Genomic DNA, 19,503 nt, shown 5'->3' on the forward strand with positions numbered 1-19,503 from the left:
ATGATAAAAAGATTTCTTTTTTCGATACTTTTTCTGAAAATATCGCTATTTTCTTGTGCTGATTATTGGGACCCTTCAAGTGTACAACACCTGTTTTTAGAAAAAAGAGATAATATTTTTTTACAAATATCAGAAGATTTAAATAGTCCTGGAATTTATAATGAAGTAATATATAAATATGAAATAGAAAATAAAAAAACAAATATAGAAGAGTTAGAAAAAGAGTTAAACAATAGATATTCTTTCGAAGATATTGAAAAATTTTTATATAAAAGAGAAAATTTAAATAATTTAAGAGATAAAGAGTTTTTAGAATATATAAAATTTGTAGAACTTCAAGAAAAATGTGCAATTTCTAACTATTATAATCCTAGACCAGAAAACTGTGGAGATTTAACTAAGATTGCTTTAAGTCATATAGAAAAAGTAGAATCTACTTATTTAAAACTTAGATATTTTTATTTGGGATTTAGACTAGCTCATTTTAACAATCAAGAACCTTTAAAAATATATGAAAAATATAAATACCTTTTAGATGAAACAAAAAATTCTATTGTGAAACAGTGGGTACAAGGAATTTATGCTGGTGCTTTAGTAAAAAGTGGCAAGAAAGTACAAGGAGTTTATGAGTTCTCAAAACTTTTTGATGAATCTATAAATAAACATTTATCTTTATATAATTTTTTCCATATCAAGACTCAAGAAGAGTTTGATGAACTTTTAAATTTAGCAAAAAATAGTGATGAAAAAACTAAAATGTATGCACTTAGAGCATTGGATGATTCAAGTAACATTATTGAAGAGATGCAAAATATTCAAAAGATTGATAAAAACTCAAAGTGGCTTGATTTTTTATTGTTTAGAGAACTTTTAAAATCACAAACTTATTTTAATAACATTGAATATGAATATTTCCAAGATGAACAACAAAAAGAAGTTGAAAATAGTTTTTATAAAAAATATATTGAGTTTTTACAAAATTTACAAAAAGATGACAAATATTTAGTTGATTTGAGTTTGGTTTATTTTAATATTTATATTAAAGATTTTTCTAAAGCACAAGAAGTTATGAATAGACTAACAAAAACTTATCCAAATTCACACGAAATAAAAACCGCTTCTTATATTCTATATCTTAACTCTTTAACAAAAATTGATGAAAAAATAGAAAATGAAATAATCTCAAAAATAGATTTACTAATATATGAAAATCACTCTTCAAACTCAATATACGAATATACTTTAGAAAACTTACAAAATCTATATAAAAAGCAAGGTTTAGATTTTGATGAGTTTTTAGTAAGAAATGCACTTTATTCGACTCTTTATGAAATAGATTTGAAAACATTTAGAACTTATGAAGAGTTTTTAGAAAAACCACAAACTTCAAAATTAAAACAATTTCTTCAAAATAGATTTAAAGAACAGATAAAAAATGGTAGTTCTTCTTTTGATACTACAAAGGTTTATTTACTTATAAATAATCTTTTATTTCAAGAAGCTTTAGATACAAAGCTATCTATTTTAGATACAAAAATAGAGTTTAACCCTTTTAATGGTCTTATTCGTGGAAATAATAGAAGTGGTAAAACACAGCAATTAAGTATAAAAGAGTTTTTGGAAAAAATCATTGTTATTAAAAAAGAGTTAGAAAAAAATCCAAATAGTGTTATAGATAACTTTTTATATGCAAATGCTTTGTATAACCTAAGTTATTTTGGAAATTCAGATAGAATTACAACACTTTATAGAAGTACTTATGATATTCATACTCCCAAAATGCAAGAAGAGAAATTAAATTTAGCAATAATTCACTATAACATTGCACTAGAAAATTCAAAAGACAAAGAGTTTCAAGCAAAAATAACTTATATGATTTCAAAGGTATATCTTGCACTTGCTGATTTAACTCAGGATAAAGATAGATGGAAATATTACAATGAATCAAAATATAATTACGGAACAATATATGAAACATTTTTACAAAAAAATGGAGCAAAATATTTTGATATCTTAAAAAATGATTTTTCAGACACAAACTATTATAAAGAGATTTTAAAATCTTGTGGTGATTTTAGAATTTATATAAATTCAAAAAAATAAAGGAGAAGTATGCAATATTTTGGAGAGATTCAAACTAAATATGAAGAGGTGTTTTTAACTCAAAGTTATATGTATTTTAATGAAGAAGGTCAAGAAATATCTTCTAAAGAGTTAAAAGATATGATAAAAACAACAAAAGATAGAAAGAAAAATATCATAGGAACAGTTTTTATATACAATCCTGTTGTTACTCCTATTGGATTTGACTCAAACAAAGAATTGTTAAAACAAAATTTTGAAGATTTTGATAAATTAATAGAACTAAAATGTGAAAACTATATCACAGTTTTTAAACAAGCTATGAATGAGCATTGTAAAGGTAAAATAGTAGAAATAAAAAACCTATTTAACCTAATAGAAGCTCATATTGATGCTTCAAATTTATTATCAAAATTTAATGAAGATTTAGAAAAATACAACTCATCACAAAATACAGAGTTTGATAGAGATATTATGTATCTTGATGCACAAAATTTTATCCCTTTAGGAAAATTTGTATATTTTTGTTGGGGAGATAAATTAAATGTAAAAGAGTTTCCAAATATAGTAGAATATGCAAAAACAATTTATGAAAATAGCATAAAATTAGGCAAAAAAGTAGCCTTTGTATATAAAAAAGAGAAAACAATAGATGAAAGTGTAAAATACTTACAATTTTCAAATCCTATTCAAAATATAAAAAATAAAAACTCTATTTCATTTGCTATTAAAAAATCTTTTGATGAGTTTCCACCTGTTCCAGCTTTTTATGAATAATTTTCATAAAAAGCCATTTATTTTTAGCTAATTTTAATTTTATAAAGTATATAATTCCGTCCATTTAAATTATTGGGGTATCGCCAAGCGGTAAGGCAACGGTTTTTGGTACCGTCACTCGAAGGTTCGAATCCTTCTACCCCATCCAATTTTTTGGGTTTTTTATTTTTTATGGTGAGGTTGGAGAGTGGTCAAATCCTGCGGACTGTAAATCCGCCGCCTACGGCTTCGAAGGTTCAAATCCTTCTCTCACCACCACTTTTAATTTTGCGTGGTTCGATAGCTCAGTCGGTAGAGCAAAGGATTGAAAATCCTTGTGTCGACAGTTCGATTCTGTCTCGAACCACCATCTTATTTATGCTTTTAAAGTTATGATAAAATCAGCTCCAGTAAAATCTTTGTTTTCATATTTAAAATTAATATTTTCAGCCTTGATACTACCATTTAATTGCTTTTCAATAATATCTTTTGTCATATACAAACCTATTCCTGTACCATCACTTTTTGATTTTGTACTAAAATATGCTTCAAAAATCCTATTTATATACTCAGTTGATATACCACCAGCATTATCTTTTATAGATATTACGATATCTTGATTGATTTTTTTTACATCTATAAATATATATCTATCATAATCTTTTTTAATAAGTTCATCTCTTGAATTATTTAATATATTTATAAAGACTTGAATCAATTGATTCTCATAAGAGAAGATATTTATATCATCTATATCTTGAATAATGTTTATATTTTGTTTATTAAATTGTGATGATATCAAATTAAGAGCTTTATTAAAGCTATCTTGTATAAAAAACTTACTTTTTTCTCTATTTGGTTTAAAAAAATCTTTAAAATCATCAATTGTTTGTGATAGGTGATTTGCTGAAGAGTTAATTTTTGCAATATATTCTAAAAATATTTCATCATTTAAAATATTCATCTCTTTTTGTATCTTCATAGCACTTGCAGAAGTTGTTATGATGGATAAAGGTTGTCGCCATTGATGAGTAATGTTTCCTATCATTTCACCCATACTTTCCATCTTAGTTTTTTGGTATAACATAGATTGATTTTGTTCAAGTTCTTTTTTATAATCTTTTAATATTTTTTCAAGATATTTTGAAATATATTTAGATATTAATAATAAACCAAAAATTAAAATAGCAAATATTAAAGTTATATTTTTTATATAAGAGCTGTATTTCTCATCATTTTTCTCTTGTAATTTTTCTATACTATTTATTATTTCATCTTCATAAAATCCAGCCCCAATAGTCCAATTCCAATTATATACACTTTTTATATAACTAATTTTTTTTCTAGTTATATTATCTTCATTCTTTTGTAAATAAGAATAAAAACCTTCATTATTCTTTGCAAACTCTACAATATCTATTGTATTATTATTTTCATCTTTTAAAATTACATTTTCTTCATAGTGTTTACCTATCAAATCTTTATTAATATGTGATAATAACTTCCCATTATTTTCCATTACAAATAGATATCCAGTATCTTTAAACCTAATCATACTTATATATTCTAATGCCTGTTGCTGAACGACTTTTTCAAAATCCTCTATATATTCACCTGTACCTATTACTACATTAAATGGTTCCAGATATTTATAAAATGCAATTTTTTTAGCTGCTTTTTTTGTATTTGGATTTTGCCAATAATATTCATCATATCTTTCAGTTTTATTTTTTATTGTTTCAACCATAGTTTTTACAAAAGAATAACCTTTTTCATCTAGGTGTTCAAAATAGTTTTTATCTTCATTTTCTTTATCTATAGGTAATAAACGTTTATTTCCAAATTCATCATCTATATAAAAATATCCTCTTCCATCATTAAATCTAACTTTATCAAGAGCAACTTTGATTAACTCAAAAATCTCATCTTTACTCTTTGTATATTTATATGTTTCATAAATATTTGTTGCTATTTCATGAGCTTCATAAACTCTATCTTTTATTGATTTTTTTAAATATTCTTCTGTATTTGCTTGTAGATATCTAATATAAGTATAAACTCTAATAACTTCTGCTTGAATGTTATCTTTACTATCACTAAGGAACTTGGTTTCAATAGCCTTCTTTTCCTCTTCATAAGTTTTTTTACTATCGAAGTATATAAATATCACTATAATAAAAGAGATAAATAAAACTAAAAATGTTGGAGCAAATTTAATTAACCGTAATAACCTATGTTCTCCAGAGTTATCCATATTTTCACCTTAAAATTTAAGATAAGATTATATCAATTTTTTTTTAAATATAATCTATAATTTTACAAGTAATATTTTGTTATAATCGCCGTTTATAATATTAATTAAGGATAACAATGTCAAAAATAGGAATAATAGTAGCTAGTTCAAATAATAACCAAAAGTTGGCAGTTCAAATACAAGATATTGCAACAAAGTTACATTATGAAACAGAAATAATAAATTTAGTAACTTATAACTTACCACTTTACAGTACAGTTGAAGAAGAGACAAACGGAATACCTGAATCTGTTTTAGATTTAGCTACAAAGATAATGGATTTAAAAGCATTTATTATAATTGCTCCAGAGTACAATGGAGTTATGCCTCCAGTTTTAAATAATGCTATGGCTTGGACTTCAAGAGCAACAAAAAATTGGCGTGACGCTTTCAATGATAAAGTTTTAGCTCTTGCAACTCACAGTGGAGGAGGAGGTCAAAAAGGACTTCAAGCTATGAGAATTATGTTTCAACACTTAGGAGCAAATATATTAGCTAGAGAAATATTAACAAACTATGAAAAAGGTCTTAATGAGGACTCAGCAAAATCTATATTAGAGAACTTAGTAAAACTTTCAAACGCTTAAGAGAATCATCTCTTAAGCTCATAAATATTGTAATTGAATTGTTATCAAATTATGATAGAATTCACTTATGAAAGAAAAAGTATATGTTTTAGATACAAATATCATTTTACAAAACCTTCAAAACCTCTATAAAATATCTGACAATAAATCCAATCATATTGTTATCCCTGAAACAGTCCTACTTGAATTAGAAGATAAAAAGAAGCTAGATAATGAATTAGGATATTATTCAAGAGAGTTTGCAAGATTATTGGCAAATATGAAAATAAAAGAAGTTGATTATAAAGTTGGTTTTAAAGTCGTAAAACTTTTTAATGATGAATTAAATTTGAATATCATTGCAAAAGATAGTTATGATACACAAATAGAGCAATTTCACATTTCAGAATCAAATGATAAAAGAATTATTGAAGTTGCAACTATCTCACAAGAGTATTTTAAAGGATATCAAACTATCTTTTTATCTTTAGATGTATATGCTAGAACTTTTGCACTATTTAAAGGTATTAAAACTGAAACTTTACATGATGACAAATCAACTGTTCCAAATTTTAATTTCTTAAAAAATATAGAGTTAGATTCATCACTATTTAATAGTTTAGATAATAAAAATATTCTTTTAATTGATGAAGAGTACCAAATAGAAAATTTTTCATATTCATTTGAAAGTAATGATGGAAATAGTGAATATGCAATAATTACAAATCAAAAAGTTGATATTTTAAAAGATAGTGATTTTAAAGCATTAACTATAAAACCAGTAAATATTAAACAAAAACTATTTTCAAAAGCTATTTTATCAAATATGTATGAGTTACTTGTAATTGATGCAAAGGCTGGAAGTGGAAAAACTTTGATGTCTATTGTTTGCTCTATGAGATTAATTGATTTGGGTTTATATGACAAAATAGTTTATGTAAGAAACTCAATAGAATCTCTTGATAAAGGTGCCGAAGTTGGATTTTTATCAGGAAATGAAGAGAAATTTAGAATTTATAATATGGCATTATATGATACTTTAGAATTTATTGCTAAAAAACATCTAAAAAAGAGTGAAAATAGAGAAAACCAAGAATCAATTAATTCAAAAATTGATGAACTAAAATCAAAATATATTATAGAAACTCTTTGGCCAGGAGAAGCACGAGGAAGAACTTTAAGTGGTGCTATTGTTATTATGGATGAGTGGCAAAATAGTAGTGAAAAAACAACTCAACTAATTTTATCAAGACTTGATGAAAGTTGTATGGCAATAGTTATTGGTTCAAATAGACAAATAGATAATCTATATCTAAACAAATATAATAATGGTCTAACAACGCTTTTAAAACAAACTTCTTATGCACATAGTGAAATAAAAATGTTTGCAATAGAACTAGATAAAGCAGTAAGAGGTAAGTTTGCACAGTTTACTGAAAGAATTTTTGAAAAAAGAAAGGATTAACAATACAAAATAGATTAATAAATGACACTATTTACAATCATATTGAATATACAAAGCTTGAAGATAAATTACTTCAAACAAAGATTGTAAATAGACTTCAATTCATAACGCAAAATGCTTTAGCATATTTTTCATATCCATCAATTACAACAAAAAGATTTATTCATAGTTTAGGAACTATGCATTTAATCTCATTTATGTTTAAAAATGCCTTATTAAATGCAGATAAAAAAACAAAAAATAATTTTCTAGCTACATCAAAAAAAGCTATTCAAAAAATTATAAAAGATGAAAAAATACAAATCAATATAGAAAAATTGGAATACTTTGACAATAAAGCTTTATATCAATTTACAATTCCTACAAAATCAAATTTTCAAAGAACAACTTATACAATTTTATTACAAACTATAAGAATAGTTGCACTACTTCATGATGTTGGACATTTACCTTTTTCACATCAAGTTGAGTATGCTTTAAAAAAAATTTATGAAAAAATAAAAGCAAAAGAAGAAAATAAAGAAATACTTTTAAAAAAAGAGTTAATATTCAAAGATAATTATGAAAAAATAACAAAAAACTGTAAGGATGTTTTACACGAAGCAATAGGTGAGAAGTTTTTGAAACTTCTATTTGATTATGAATTAAATGAATTAATATTTAAAACTCAAGATAGAGAATATCTAAAACTTATAAAAACATTGGCTTTAAAAATATTAGAAGAAAAAAATGAAGAAAACTTTGATTTTGGCATCTTGCATAAATTTATAGATAGTACAGTGGATGCCGATAGACTAGATTATATAAATCGTGATATGTTAGCAAGTGGTTATATAACTGGACCAAATGATCATTTAAGAATTACAAAACAAGCTGTTTTGGTAGAACAAAATAACAAATTTCATTTAAGTTTTTTTGATATGAGTTTAATAGATATTGAACATATGCTTGAAATGAGATTTAATCTTTATAAAAAAGTAATTTTTAATCATGGTATTGCAAAAACGGACTCTTTGCTTGAAAATGTAGTTCAATATTTATCTTCAAAATATTTTGAAGATAAATATGAAGATGATAAACTATCAAATTCAATATCTATGCTTTGGAATTTTGAAAACACAAATAAACAAAAAGAACTCGATACCATATCTATGTTGGATGAAAATTGGTTGATATCTTTATTTAAAAATAAATATTTTGATATAAAAAATAAAGATTATTTAAGCCAAGAAGATAAAAAATATCTATTTTGTTTTGAAGAAGTTTTGTTTGGTAAAAAAAGATTTAAAAGTCCTTGGAAAAATTTAAATGAGTTTTATAAAGTTTTGGATTTTTCAACGGTGGAGAGATATAAATTTAGAGAAAGTTTTGGATATATAACTAAAAATAGATTAAATAAACTTCAAAATGAATTAGATAATATTATCAAAAAATATGAAAAAGAAAATCTGTTTTTTGCTTATCAAATAGTATCTTTTAATCTTGGTATTGAAAAAGATTTTTATTTATATGATGGAGATGAACTTATAGATATTGATGAAGTTTCAACTTTAAGAAAAAGATTAAAATACTCTATGAGAAATACAGTTCCATTTTACATATATTCAAATAATATCATTTTATCAGATGAATTAAAAATTGATTTAAAAACTATTTTATTTAAAATATTTGAAGAAAAAGTTTTAAATGAATAATATTGTTAGATGCTTGCTTCTGGCTCTTTTATATAATAGCCTTGTACATAATCAACACCCAACTCTTTAACTTTATCAAATATCTCTTTACTTGATACAAATTCAGCAATAGTCTTAATTCCTTGATCCTTTGCAAATTTTATAATCATTTTAACGATATTTTCATTACCGTTATTTACTAAAATATCCTTAATCAAAGAACCATCTATTTTTATGTAATCCGCATTTAATTTTATTAAATACTCAAAATTAGAATATCCACTTCCAAAATCATCTATCGCAATTTTACAGCCAAGACTTCTAATCTCTTCAATAAAATTATTTACTATTGAGAAATTTTTTATCTCTTCACTCTCAACAATTTCAATTACGACTCTTGAACCAAAACCATAAACTTTAATCGTATTTAAAATATATGAAGAGATAATCTCATTTGATATATCTTGAAAAGTAAGATTTATAGAGAATTCATACTCATTATTTTTAAAATATTCAAAAGTTTTCTTAACCATCTGTTTTGTAAGTTGTAAATATTGCCCAGATTTTTTAGAAATATCTAAAAAGAAAAAAGGTGGTACAACTTTTCCACCATCATTTAATCTCATCAAAGCTTCATATTTTTCTATTCTCTGTGTTTGAATATTATAAATTGCTTGGAAATATGGAAAAATTCCATCTTTTTCAAGAGCTTTTTTAATTTTTTGAGTCCAGAATATATTTTTTTCATAATCTTTTTCTATATCAAAATCTTTATTATATATTATATTATTTTTATTTCTTTTTGAATATTTTCTTATAACATTTGCTGTTTCTAAAAGTGTGTCTTTTGACTCGAATGAAAAGCTCTGATTTAGTTGCAAATATATCTCTCTTCCTCTTGCACTAAAAGGTTTTTCTGTTAGCTTTTTTGTTGCTTTACTTACTTCTTTTATGAATTCATTTTGATCAACATTAACTGATAAAATTGCAAAAATATCAGCTGTCAATCTATAAACTTCATAATTTTTTTTATTTATAAATAGATCTTCAATTGTTTTAGCAATAAGTCTTAATATATTATCACCTATTTTATAACCAAAGAAATCATTTATTTCACTAAAATTATTTATATCAATCAAAGCAATTACTGGATTCTCTTTTTTTGCGATATCTTCTATAAGTTTATATCTACTTCCTATTTTTGTAAGATAATCTTCTCTTAAAATCTTATTTAATTCTGCAGTTTTTTCTACTAAATCTGTTATTTCATGTCGTATTGCTACATACTCAAAAATTTGACCATTTTCATCATAAATTGGTGAGATAATCGTATTTATATGATAAAAAGTTCCATCTTTCTTTCTATTTTTTAGATTTCCTCTCCAAACATTACCACTTTTAATAGTTTTCCATAAATCTTGAAATACTTCATCATCTTCTTCAGCTCTTAAAATATTGTGTGGTCTTCCTAATATCTCTCTTCTTGAATATTGAGAAACTTCACAAAACTTATTATTTACATAAGTAATATTCCCTTTTAAATCAGCATTTGAAATGATATTTGATGTTTTTGTAGCTTTATTGTATTGTCTTAAAATATTCGCTCTTACACTAAGTTCTTTTAATTTTTTTTGTAATTTTTTAATATTTCTTATTTTAGCTATCAATAAAATAGTCACTATAAGTAACAATAAAAATAATAAATATTCTAAGATAGTAAACAAATTTTTTCCTAAAGCTTTATAATTATAGTTATTTATAAAATTGAAGAACTATTATACTATAATTTTAAAAAAAATAATAAATTTTAAAGGACATTTTTGGATTTATCTACTTTTAGAGCAAAATACACAACAAAAAATATAGATATAAAAGATTTACATCAAAATGCTCTTAAACAATTTGAAATTTGGTTTAATGATGCAATAGAAGAAAAACTTTTAGAACCAAATGCCTTTTCTCTTGCAACAGTTGGAAATGATATGATGCCAAGTATAAGAACAGTTTTACTAAAAGTTTTTGATGAAAAAGGATTTGTTTTTTTCACAAATTATGAAAGTAAAAAAGCCAAACAAATAGAAGAAAATCCTAAAGCAGCTGCTCTTTTTACTTGGTTGCAATTAGAAAGACAAGTAAAAATTGAAGGTTCAATAGAAAAGATTTCAAAAACTGAGTCTTTAAAATATTTTTTATCTCGTCCTAAAGGTAGCCAACTTGGAGCTTGGGTATCAACGCAAAGCCAAGTTATAAGTTCAAGAGCACTATTAGAACAAAAATTTGATGAAATAAAAAGAAAATTCTTAAATAAAGAGGTACCATTTCCATCTTTTTGGGGAGGATATATTATAAAACCTATAAAAATAGAGTTTTGGCAAGGTGGAGAAGATAGGCTTCATGATAGATTTTTATATGAACTTCAAGAAAATAATAGCTGGAAAATTTCAAGATTAGCTCCTTAACCATAAAATATTACACTTTGTAATATTTTTTGCTACTTTTAAAAAAATTTAGTAAAATCCTTAAAATATAAAAAGGATTAGAATGATTTTAGGGAAATGTCCAAATTGTGATGGAGATGTTATAGCCATAAATACAATTGCACAAAATCAAAAAGTTGTTTTATACACTTGTGAAAACTCAAAAAAAGAACATGATGATAGCTTTCAATTTGTATATACAAATGATTCTACTTGCAACTTTAGAGTATATTCAAATGTTTTTTTAAAGTGGAATAAAAAAGGATTCTCAAAATATGAGATGAAAAGCTTACTAGATAATGGAAAAGTAGCAATTCGACTTTATAGTAAAAAAATAAAAGGTGAATATTTTAAATATGCTATGCTAGACAAAGATTATGGAGTATCTATTTTATGGGATGAAGAAGTGCAATAAAGTTTTAAAAAAACTCTATTGCATTTTTACCTTGTTTTTTAGCACTATACATAGCAGTATCAGCTTGTTTTATAATATCTTGAACACTAACGCTAGAATCACTAAATAATGTCACACCAATACTAGGAGTTGATATATTTTTATGTCCATTTATGTGTGTTATATTATTTAATGTATTTTTTATTTTTTCAGCTAAATAACTTATATTTCTTCTAGCATCATCACTATTATTTCCTATGTTATCCAATAAAACTATAAACTCATCTCCTCCTATTCTTGAAACTGTATCTTCATCTCTTAAACACTCTTTTATCTTCTTTGCAACCGTTATAAGAAGCACATCTCCCATATCATGTCCCAAGGTATCATTTACAGCTTTGAAATTATCCAAATCAATAAATATTAATCCACCAAAAATTTTATGCCTTACAGTTTTTGTAATAGCATGTTCTATTCTATCCAATAAAAGAAGCCTATTTGGTAATCCTGTAAGATTATCGTGAGTTGCTTGATATTCTAAAATTTTCTCTTTATCTTTTTGCTCACTAATATCCATATATTGACCAAGATAATTCGTAATTTTCTCTTCTTCATTTTTTATAACTGTTATTATACTTCTTAAAGCAATAATATCCCCATTTGCTTTTTTGTTATAAACATCTCCACTCCAACTACCATTTATTTTTAGATCATCCCACAAACTTTCAATAAATTTTCTATCTTGGTGTGCTGTTTTAAACATTCTTGGATTTTGCCCTAAAAGTTCCTCTTTTGAATAACCCATAATTTGACAAAATGCCTTATTTACTTTTACTATTGTATTTTTATTATCTGTAATAATCATTGGAGCAAAAGAATCAAATGCAAAAGATGATAGTTTTAGCTCATTTTCTTGTTGTAATCTGATATCTTCATAATCAATTTTTTCTAAACAATTTGCAATACCAAAAACCAATTTATCAAACAGTATCTCTGCTTCTTGATCAAAGAAATTAACTTCTTTAGAATAAAGTAATAATACTCCTACAACTTCATTGAATTTTTTAATAGGAAAAGTAGCCATTGAATTGATATTAAACTCTTTTGCTTTATCATAACATATAGATACATTTTCATCTTTAAAATTATTTATAACTATATTTTGTTCTCGTTTTATAGTTTTAGAAATAAGATTTTCTGATGAAGAATCTTTATTCTTTATGATTATCTCTTTTAATTCTCCATCTTGTGCAATAACTTGTTTATTTACACAATCATATATAAAGCAAAATGTCAAATCTTTATTGTCTTTTAAAAGTTCACAAATTTCTATATATAATTCATCTTTTTTAAATGTCTTTGTTAAAAATTTATTTGCTTGATTTAATAATTCATATATATTTTTGTGTTTTTCAATTTTTAAAGCTGAATCTTGTTCATTAAAAATAATATTTCTCAATATGAAAAATAATGGAATTAGTGTAAAAAAACAAAAAAACAAGAATATATAACTAATATTTTTTTCAAGATTTATATTTTGTTCATGATGAGACAACTCTTTTTGAATAGATATAACAGTAAGTTCCGCCAAAGATGATAATTTTTCTATATTATTTGCATTTGAGTTAAAATAATCATCTAATCTTAAAATATTTTGTGAATAAGAGTTTGTAGAATCCTTAAACCTTAGAAGAACCAAAGTTTTTATGATTCTTTTATTTACCAAATTAAATTTATTTGAGATATCTTCACTTGATACAACTAAATTAACTATTCTATCTCTTAATTCTTCTAATTTAGTGAAGTTATTATCTAAATCTTCAATATGTTCTTTCCATTCAAGTTTCCATGGAAAATTATTTAAAGCAATTTTTAATTTATCAAAATACTCTTTTGTTATATCTTGTTGTTCTTTTAAATTTTTATACAAGTCTTTTGAATTTAAGTAATTTAGTGATAACATTTTTTCTTTTTCCAAAGATATCATCAATCTTTCAGCACTTTTTAAATAATCAAATCTAAAACTATTATTTTCAAATTCTTGAGTAAGTTTAATTTTTTCATAAACCATTGTAGAACTAAAGAATAAGATCCCTAAAATCGGTATCGTAAAAATCAAAACGATTTTTGTAAAGAGTTTATTTTTAAACAATGCAAATTCCCCTTTGTTTAAAATATATGTATAATATCATAATCTTATAATTATTTTTCAAAAATATTATGAATTTTACCTTTTATTTTAGTTTTTTGCAACTCATTTAAGGTAAATTTAACCTTTTCTTTTTTTATTGCAACATATGAACAAAAATCTAAAATATCAATTTTACCTATATCATCTTTATCAAGCCCTATTCCAGCAGTTAAGCTTCCTAAAATATCAGCTTTTCTTAATTTATGTTTTTTCCCACTATTTATATATATTGTTCTAAAATCACTATCTATTTTAAAATCATTATTATCTTGTATATTTTGTACATCTTCAAAATTTATATCACTAAATGTACTTTTAAAAATATCAAGTTTATCATCTTCATTTTTTGTATAAAAAGTTACTGCACATCCACCTTTTCCAGCTCTTGCAGTTCTACCAATCCTATGAGTATGTATTTTTTCATTTAAAGCTAAATCATAATTTATAACTAAATCTATATCATCTATATCCAAACCTCTTGCTGCAACATCACTTGCTATTAAAATAGGATAAGATTTATTTGAAAATAATACTATAGTTTCATCTCTTTGTTTTTGATCTAAGTCAGAATGTAAAGTTAAAACATCAAACCCTAAATCATACAAATCATCAGCTAAAGTTTCGCAAGTTTGTCGCATATTACAAAATATTATTGTTGAACTTGCTTTATTTGAAGAGATTATTTTTGAGATATATTCAATTTTATCTCTATTTTCAATATTATAAAAAGTCTGTTTTATAAACTCTTTTTTTTCATTTTCTATTTTTACAAAAGTTGGATTTTTCATAATTTTTGAAGCTAAAATTTCAATATTTTTTTCATAAGTTGCACTAAAAAGTAAAGTTTGTCTATTTTGTGGTAATACTTCTACTATTTGTTCTATATCATCATAAAATCCCATATCTAGCATCTTATCGGCTTCATCTAAAATAAAATAGTTTATATTTTCTAAATTTAGATTTTTTTCTTTTATATGTTTTAGAACTCTTCCTGTTGTACCAACTATTATATGAGCATTGTGTTGAAGTGAAGCAACTTGAGGTTTAAAGGGAACTCCTCCACATAAAGTCAAAACCTTTACATTATGAATATGTCTAAATAATTTTCTAAGTTCATTTGCTATTTGATTTGCTAATTCTCTTGTAGGAGCTAAAATAAGAGATTGTATAGTAAACCTTTTAACTTCTAATTTTTCAACCATAGGAATACAAAATGCAACCGTTTTTCCAGAACCAGTTTTTGCTTGTGCTATGATGTCACTTCCAGATAAACTCTTTTCTAAACTAAGTTCCTGGATAGGTGTTAAGTTTTCATATCCTAAAGAATTAAGATTTTCTATAAACTCTTTTTTTAATTTTAGTTCTTTAAACTTCACTATTTTTTGCCTTTTTTCGTTTTTTATTAAAGTTTGAAATAAGGAAAAATATAATCACAAAAACGATGATTAATCCCATATATTGGAATTTATCTGCTAAACTCATCAAAAACTCACCAGCAACAAAACTAATATATCCAATAACACAAGCCCAAAGAATAGAAGCCATTATATTTAAAATCATAAATTTATAAGGATTATACTCTGAAACTCCCATAACAAGTGGTATTAAAGTTTTAACACCATAAATATATTTTTGAATAAATACTATAAAAATTCCATATTTTTTTAGTAATACTTTAACCAATGCTATTTTTTTAGTATGGTTTTTCATCATATCTTCTACATAAGCTTTATTGTATTTTCCCATATAAAATAAAAACTGGCTACCAATAAAATTTGAAACTCCTGCTACTGCAACGCAAATATATATGTTCAAATCTCCAGCATAAGAAAATGCTCCAGCAATAGCAAGAGCCAAAAATCCACCACCAAAAGAGTACAAAAACAGAGCTATATAACCCCAATCTTGAATAAACTGTTCCATTAAATTTCCTAAAATTATTATTTACATAAAAGTAAACATTTTATCTAAATCTATATTTATTTGTGCATAAAGTAGTTTTATATTGCTAGTTTGAAGCCAATCTAAAATAATTATTTATCGCATTGTTTTTTGCTAAACTTATATTTATATCCAATATTATATTTTCATTTTTAGGAAATTCATAATTATAAGATTTCTCAAAATTTTTTAAAAGATTTTCATACAAATCACCTTTTGTATCAACTATAAAAATCTCTTTATGCATCTCATAAATATATATAATATGTAAATTGTAACTTTTGTTTACTCTATAAATATTAAACTCATAGTGAGTATGTACTTTTTTCTCCAAATTTTCAAAACTATTTATTTTTAAATTATCTTTTAATAAATCTAAAAAACAAGAAAAAGCTTGAACATTCCAAACAGCATCATTGTAAGTATGGATATACTCCAAAAAAATATCATTTGCTTTTAAAGTATATGCTTCATATACATAAGAATCGTGTCTAGTTTTAATTTCTATATTGTAGAGTGTAAAATTATAAAAATTATCAGTTGAGATTTTGAATTTTAAATCATTTTCTTCAAGACTAAAATATGGGATTGAAAGTTTGGTAACGGTTTTAAAAATATATTTTAAAAATCTAAATAGAGCTTCAAACATAAAAATCTCCCCAAATTTTTATATAACTCTATCTAAAAAACCCTATTTTCGCAAGTAGTTAATAAAACTGCTAATTTCTATAAATTAGCAGTTAAATTTGTTTTAAAATTATAGTGCTTTAGCAGTTATTTTTGTAAGTCTTTTTGCAAATGCAACTCTATCACTTATCTCAAAACCTTCACTAATTTTTGCTAAATCTAGTAAAATCCAAGATATATCTTCAATTAAACCTTCATCTTTTGTATCTTTTAGTTTTTGTACAATTTCATGATTTGGATTTATCTCTAATATTGGTTTGATTTCTGGAACTTCTTGTCCCATTGATCTAAACATATGTGCCATCGCAGCCATTTGAGCATCTTGACTATCTTTTGTAATACAAGAAGCAGATTCAGACAATCTATTTGTGATTTTTACATCTTTTACATCATCATTTAGTTTCTCTTTTATTTTTGAAACTATATCTTTAAACTTCTCTTCAACTTCTTTTTTCTCTTCTTCATTTATTTCAACTTTTGGAGCGTCGCAAGTTGTGATATCTTTAAATTCCCACTCTTTAAATGCCCCAATAGCAGGAGTTATAATCTCATCTATCTCTTTATCATCAAGTATTAAAACTTCAATATCATTTTTATTGTAGCTTTCAAGTAGTGGAGAATTTCTTAAAACTTTTTCATTTTCTCCAACAATGTAGTAAATAGCTTTTTGTTCAGAATTTGCCCTATTTTTATAATCTTCAAGTGAAGTTAATTTTTTATCTTCTGTTTTTGTTGATTTGTATCTTAAAAGCTCTAAAATAGCCTCTTTATTTGTATAGTCTTGATAAACTCCTTCTTTTAAAGCACGATTGTATTGCTCTATAAATTTAGAGTATTTCTCTTCATCTTTTGAAAGTTTTTTGATTTCAGATAAAATCTTTTTAACACTACTTTGTTTGATATTTGCTAAAATTCTATTCTCTTGTAAAATCTCTCTACTTACATTTAAAGGTAAATCTTCACTATCAATAATACCTCTTACAAATCTTAAATATGTAGGTAATAACTCTTTATCGTCATCAGTGATAAATACTCTTTTTACATATAGTTTAATTCCACTTTGATAATCTGCTCTGTACATATCCATAGGTGCAACTTGTGGGATATAAAATAGTGTTGTGTACTCATTTACCCCTTCTGTTTTTGTGTGAATTGTAAGCATTGGATCACTACTATCTTGAGAAATTGATTTATAAAAGTTGTTATAATCTTCTTCTTTTAATTTTGCTTTTGGCTGAGTCCAAAGTGCTGTTGCTTCATTTATTTGTTCGTGTTTTCTTTCAGTTTTTTTCTCTGGAGTTTTTCCAGATTTTTCATCTTCTTCGCTTAAAGTTTCACTTACTTCTTCATCATAGTTTAAGAAAATTGGATAAGCAATATGATTTGAATATTTTCCTACGATATTTTTTATTCTATATTTACTTGCAAACTCTCCTGCTTCTTCATCTTTTAATTTTATATAGATTACTGTTCCAGCACTCTCTTTTGTGCAAGGAGCTAAATCAAACTCTCCAGAACCATTCGAACTCCATTTGTAAGCTACTTCTTCTCCTGCTTTTTTAGAAATAACATCCACTTTATCTGCAACCATAAATACTGAATAAAACCCTACTCCAAACTGTCCGATTAGATTTGAATCTTTTTTTGCATCACCTGTTAATGCTTCTACAAAAGATTTTGTTCCAGATTTTGCAATCGTACCAATAGAGTTTATCATATCCTCTTCGTTCATACCAATACCATTATCAATAATAGTAAGTGATTTATCTTTCTCATCAAAAGAGATATTTATCTCTCCTTTCCAAGAAGCAAAGCTATCTTTTAATTTTTCATCTGTTAGTCTTAAATAGTTTAATTTATCTATTGCATCACTTGCATTTGATACAAGTTCTCTTACAAAAATCTCTTTATTTGAGTATAAAGAGTGAGTCATTAAATGTAGTAATTGCCCTACTTCTGTTTGAAATTGATGTTTTGCCATATTATATTTCTCCTATATAATTTGAATTTTAAAAAGGAATTTTAGTGATAACTTTATTAAACTTGGCTAAAGTTTTAAAAAAATTTAGCACTTTTATATATTGAGTGCTAATTCATCACAAAATCAATACTTCCACAGTTCATATTTTTCATAATATTTTGAAGCTTCAGGGCTTCCACTATTTTTTGATTTTTCTATATAATATTTTGCTTTTTTCATATCTTTTTGTACACCTTCACCATTATAATACATAATTCCAAGTGCATTCATAGATTTATAATCACCCAAAGATGAAGCTTTTTCAAAATACTCGATAGCTTTTTTATAATCTTTTTTTTCATCACTTATATAAATCATTCCCAAATTATGCATAGCTTCGTGAATACCTAGAGAGGCTGATTTTTCATACCACTTTATGGCTTCATCTATATTTTTTTCTATATCAGTTCCAATATAATATTTATTTGCTAAGTTATACATAGCATTTGTATTTCCTAAAGAGGCTGATTTTGTGTAAAGTTCAATGGCTTTTTTAGTGTCTTTTTCTACTCCTAAACCATCATCATACATAACTGCAAGATTATAAGTAGCATTCAAATCACCTTTATTTGAAGCTTGTTCATACCAATAAAAAGCTTTTTTATCATCTTTATCTACACCAATCCCACCAGAATAAATAAGTCCTAAGTTATACATAGCTTTTTTATTTCCAAGTTTTGCTGACTTTTCATAATTTTTTATAGCTTGAGTATAATTTGCATTTTTATAATCTCTTGCTCCCTCATCAAAATAGTAAGTTGCACTATCCCAAGCAAATAAATTTAATGATATAAATATCATCAAAATAAGTGATTTTTTTAACATGTTTTTTCCTTTTTAATTCTACATATTATGTAGTTTATGTTTAATAATTCAACATTATACAAATTCAATGTTTAAATTAACAACTTAATAACTATATTATGTTGAATATATCAACTGTTGTTTTATAAAGAAG

Annotated in this window: 15 protein-coding genes and 3 tRNA genes; 10 read left to right on the forward strand and 8 right to left on the reverse strand. The window is 24.7% G+C overall.

The features are described from left to right. From ACNSOS_RS03420 to ACNSOS_RS03440, 5 genes are all read left to right on the forward strand, one after another. Positions 1 to 2,103, forward strand: coding sequence for a hypothetical protein (locus tag ACNSOS_RS03420; RefSeq protein WP_418185944.1), 2,103 nt, complete (start codon positions 1 to 3; stop codon positions 2,101 to 2,103). Between the two features lie 9 nt (positions 2,104 to 2,112). Next, positions 2,113 to 2,859 (forward strand): hypothetical protein, encoded by a 747-nt coding sequence (locus ACNSOS_RS03425; protein WP_418185945.1) that lies wholly within the window; start codon positions 2,113 to 2,115, stop codon positions 2,857 to 2,859. A gap of 73 nt (positions 2,860 to 2,932) precedes the next feature. After that, positions 2,933 to 3,007 (forward strand) — tRNA-Gln (locus ACNSOS_RS03430). A 25-nt stretch (positions 3,008 to 3,032) separates the two neighbouring features. Then, a tRNA-Tyr gene (locus ACNSOS_RS03435) sits at positions 3,033 to 3,117 on the forward strand. Between the two features lie 15 nt (positions 3,118 to 3,132). Further along, positions 3,133 to 3,208 (forward strand) — tRNA-Phe (locus tag ACNSOS_RS03440). 6 nt (positions 3,209 to 3,214) lie between these two features. Here the strand turns inward: ACNSOS_RS03440 and ACNSOS_RS03445 are convergent. Then, entirely contained in the window at positions 3,215 to 5,092 is a 1,878-nt protein-coding gene (locus ACNSOS_RS03445; protein ID WP_418185946.1) for a cache domain-containing protein, read from the reverse strand. A gap of 116 nt (positions 5,093 to 5,208) precedes the next feature. Here ACNSOS_RS03445 and ACNSOS_RS03450 point away from each other — a divergent pair, with 116 nt between their 5' ends. The 3 genes from ACNSOS_RS03450 (at position 5,209) to ACNSOS_RS03460 (ending at position 8,856) form a co-directional block, all read left to right on the forward strand. Next, positions 5,209 to 5,718 carry an NADPH-dependent FMN reductase gene (locus tag ACNSOS_RS03450; protein WP_113894428.1) on the forward strand — a complete coding sequence of 170 codons (510 nt, stop codon included), beginning with the start codon at positions 5,209 to 5,211 and terminating at the stop codon, positions 5,716 to 5,718. 67 nt (positions 5,719 to 5,785) lie between these two features. After that, on the forward strand, positions 5,786 to 7,162 hold the full coding sequence (locus ACNSOS_RS03455) for a PhoH family protein (RefSeq protein ID WP_418185947.1): 1,377 nt from the start codon (positions 5,786 to 5,788) through the stop codon (positions 7,160 to 7,162). A gap of 179 nt (positions 7,163 to 7,341) precedes the next feature. Then, positions 7,342 to 8,856: a hypothetical protein gene (locus tag ACNSOS_RS03460; RefSeq protein ID WP_418185948.1), complete on the forward strand. Its 1,515-nt coding sequence runs from the start codon at positions 7,342 to 7,344 to the stop codon at positions 8,854 to 8,856. 5 nt (positions 8,857 to 8,861) lie between these two features. Here ACNSOS_RS03460 and ACNSOS_RS03465 read toward each other — a convergent pair whose 3' ends face one another. Beyond that, the gene (locus tag ACNSOS_RS03465; protein WP_418185949.1) at positions 8,862 to 10,559 is read right to left on the reverse strand and encodes an EAL domain-containing protein; all 1,698 of its coding nucleotides are present in this window, start codon (positions 10,557 to 10,559) and stop codon (positions 8,862 to 8,864) included. Positions 10,560 to 10,655: 96 nt separating this feature from the next. On the opposite strand from ACNSOS_RS03465, the gene pdxH reads away from it, so the two are divergent. Beyond that, positions 10,656 to 11,294 (forward strand): pyridoxamine 5'-phosphate oxidase, encoded by a 639-nt coding sequence (pdxH, locus tag ACNSOS_RS03470; RefSeq protein WP_418185950.1) that lies wholly within the window; start codon positions 10,656 to 10,658, stop codon positions 11,292 to 11,294. A gap of 82 nt (positions 11,295 to 11,376) precedes the next feature. Next, positions 11,377 to 11,727 (forward strand): hypothetical protein, encoded by a 351-nt coding sequence (locus tag ACNSOS_RS03475; RefSeq protein ID WP_113894423.1) that lies wholly within the window; start codon positions 11,377 to 11,379, stop codon positions 11,725 to 11,727. 4 nt (positions 11,728 to 11,731) lie between these two features. Here the strand turns inward: ACNSOS_RS03475 and ACNSOS_RS03480 are convergent, their stop codons facing one another. The 6 genes from ACNSOS_RS03480 to ACNSOS_RS03505 form a co-directional block, all read right to left on the reverse strand. Beyond that, positions 11,732 to 13,858, reverse strand: a complete 2,127-nt coding sequence (locus ACNSOS_RS03480) for a diguanylate cyclase domain-containing protein (protein ID WP_418185951.1) — start codon at positions 13,856 to 13,858, stop codon at positions 11,732 to 11,734. A 50-nt stretch (positions 13,859 to 13,908) separates the two neighbouring features. Next, entirely contained in the window at positions 13,909 to 15,273 is a 1,365-nt protein-coding gene (dbpA, locus tag ACNSOS_RS03485; RefSeq protein WP_418185952.1) for an ATP-dependent RNA helicase DbpA, read from the reverse strand. Beyond that, positions 15,263 to 15,820, reverse strand: a complete 558-nt coding sequence (locus tag ACNSOS_RS03490; protein WP_113894420.1) for a DedA family protein — start codon at positions 15,818 to 15,820, stop codon at positions 15,263 to 15,265. The genes dbpA and ACNSOS_RS03490 overlap by 11 nt, the downstream gene beginning before the upstream one ends. Before the next feature lie 85 nt (positions 15,821 to 15,905). Further along, positions 15,906 to 16,487, reverse strand: coding sequence for a hypothetical protein (locus ACNSOS_RS03495; protein ID WP_418185953.1), 582 nt, complete (start codon positions 16,485 to 16,487; stop codon positions 15,906 to 15,908). 108 nt (positions 16,488 to 16,595) lie between these two features. After that, positions 16,596 to 18,506 carry a molecular chaperone HtpG gene (htpG, locus tag ACNSOS_RS03500; protein WP_418185954.1) on the reverse strand — a complete coding sequence of 637 codons (1,911 nt, stop codon included), beginning with the start codon at positions 18,504 to 18,506 and terminating at the stop codon, positions 16,596 to 16,598. A 123-nt stretch (positions 18,507 to 18,629) separates the two neighbouring features. Beyond that, on the reverse strand, positions 18,630 to 19,370 hold the full coding sequence (locus ACNSOS_RS03505) for a tetratricopeptide repeat protein (RefSeq protein ID WP_418185955.1): 741 nt from the start codon (positions 19,368 to 19,370) through the stop codon (positions 18,630 to 18,632). Between the last annotated feature and the right edge of the window lie 133 nt (positions 19,371 to 19,503).

This window comes from Aliarcobacter vitoriensis, assembly GCF_048320235.1.
Classification (GTDB): Bacteria; Campylobacterota; Campylobacteria; order Campylobacterales; family Arcobacteraceae; genus Aliarcobacter; species Aliarcobacter vitoriensis.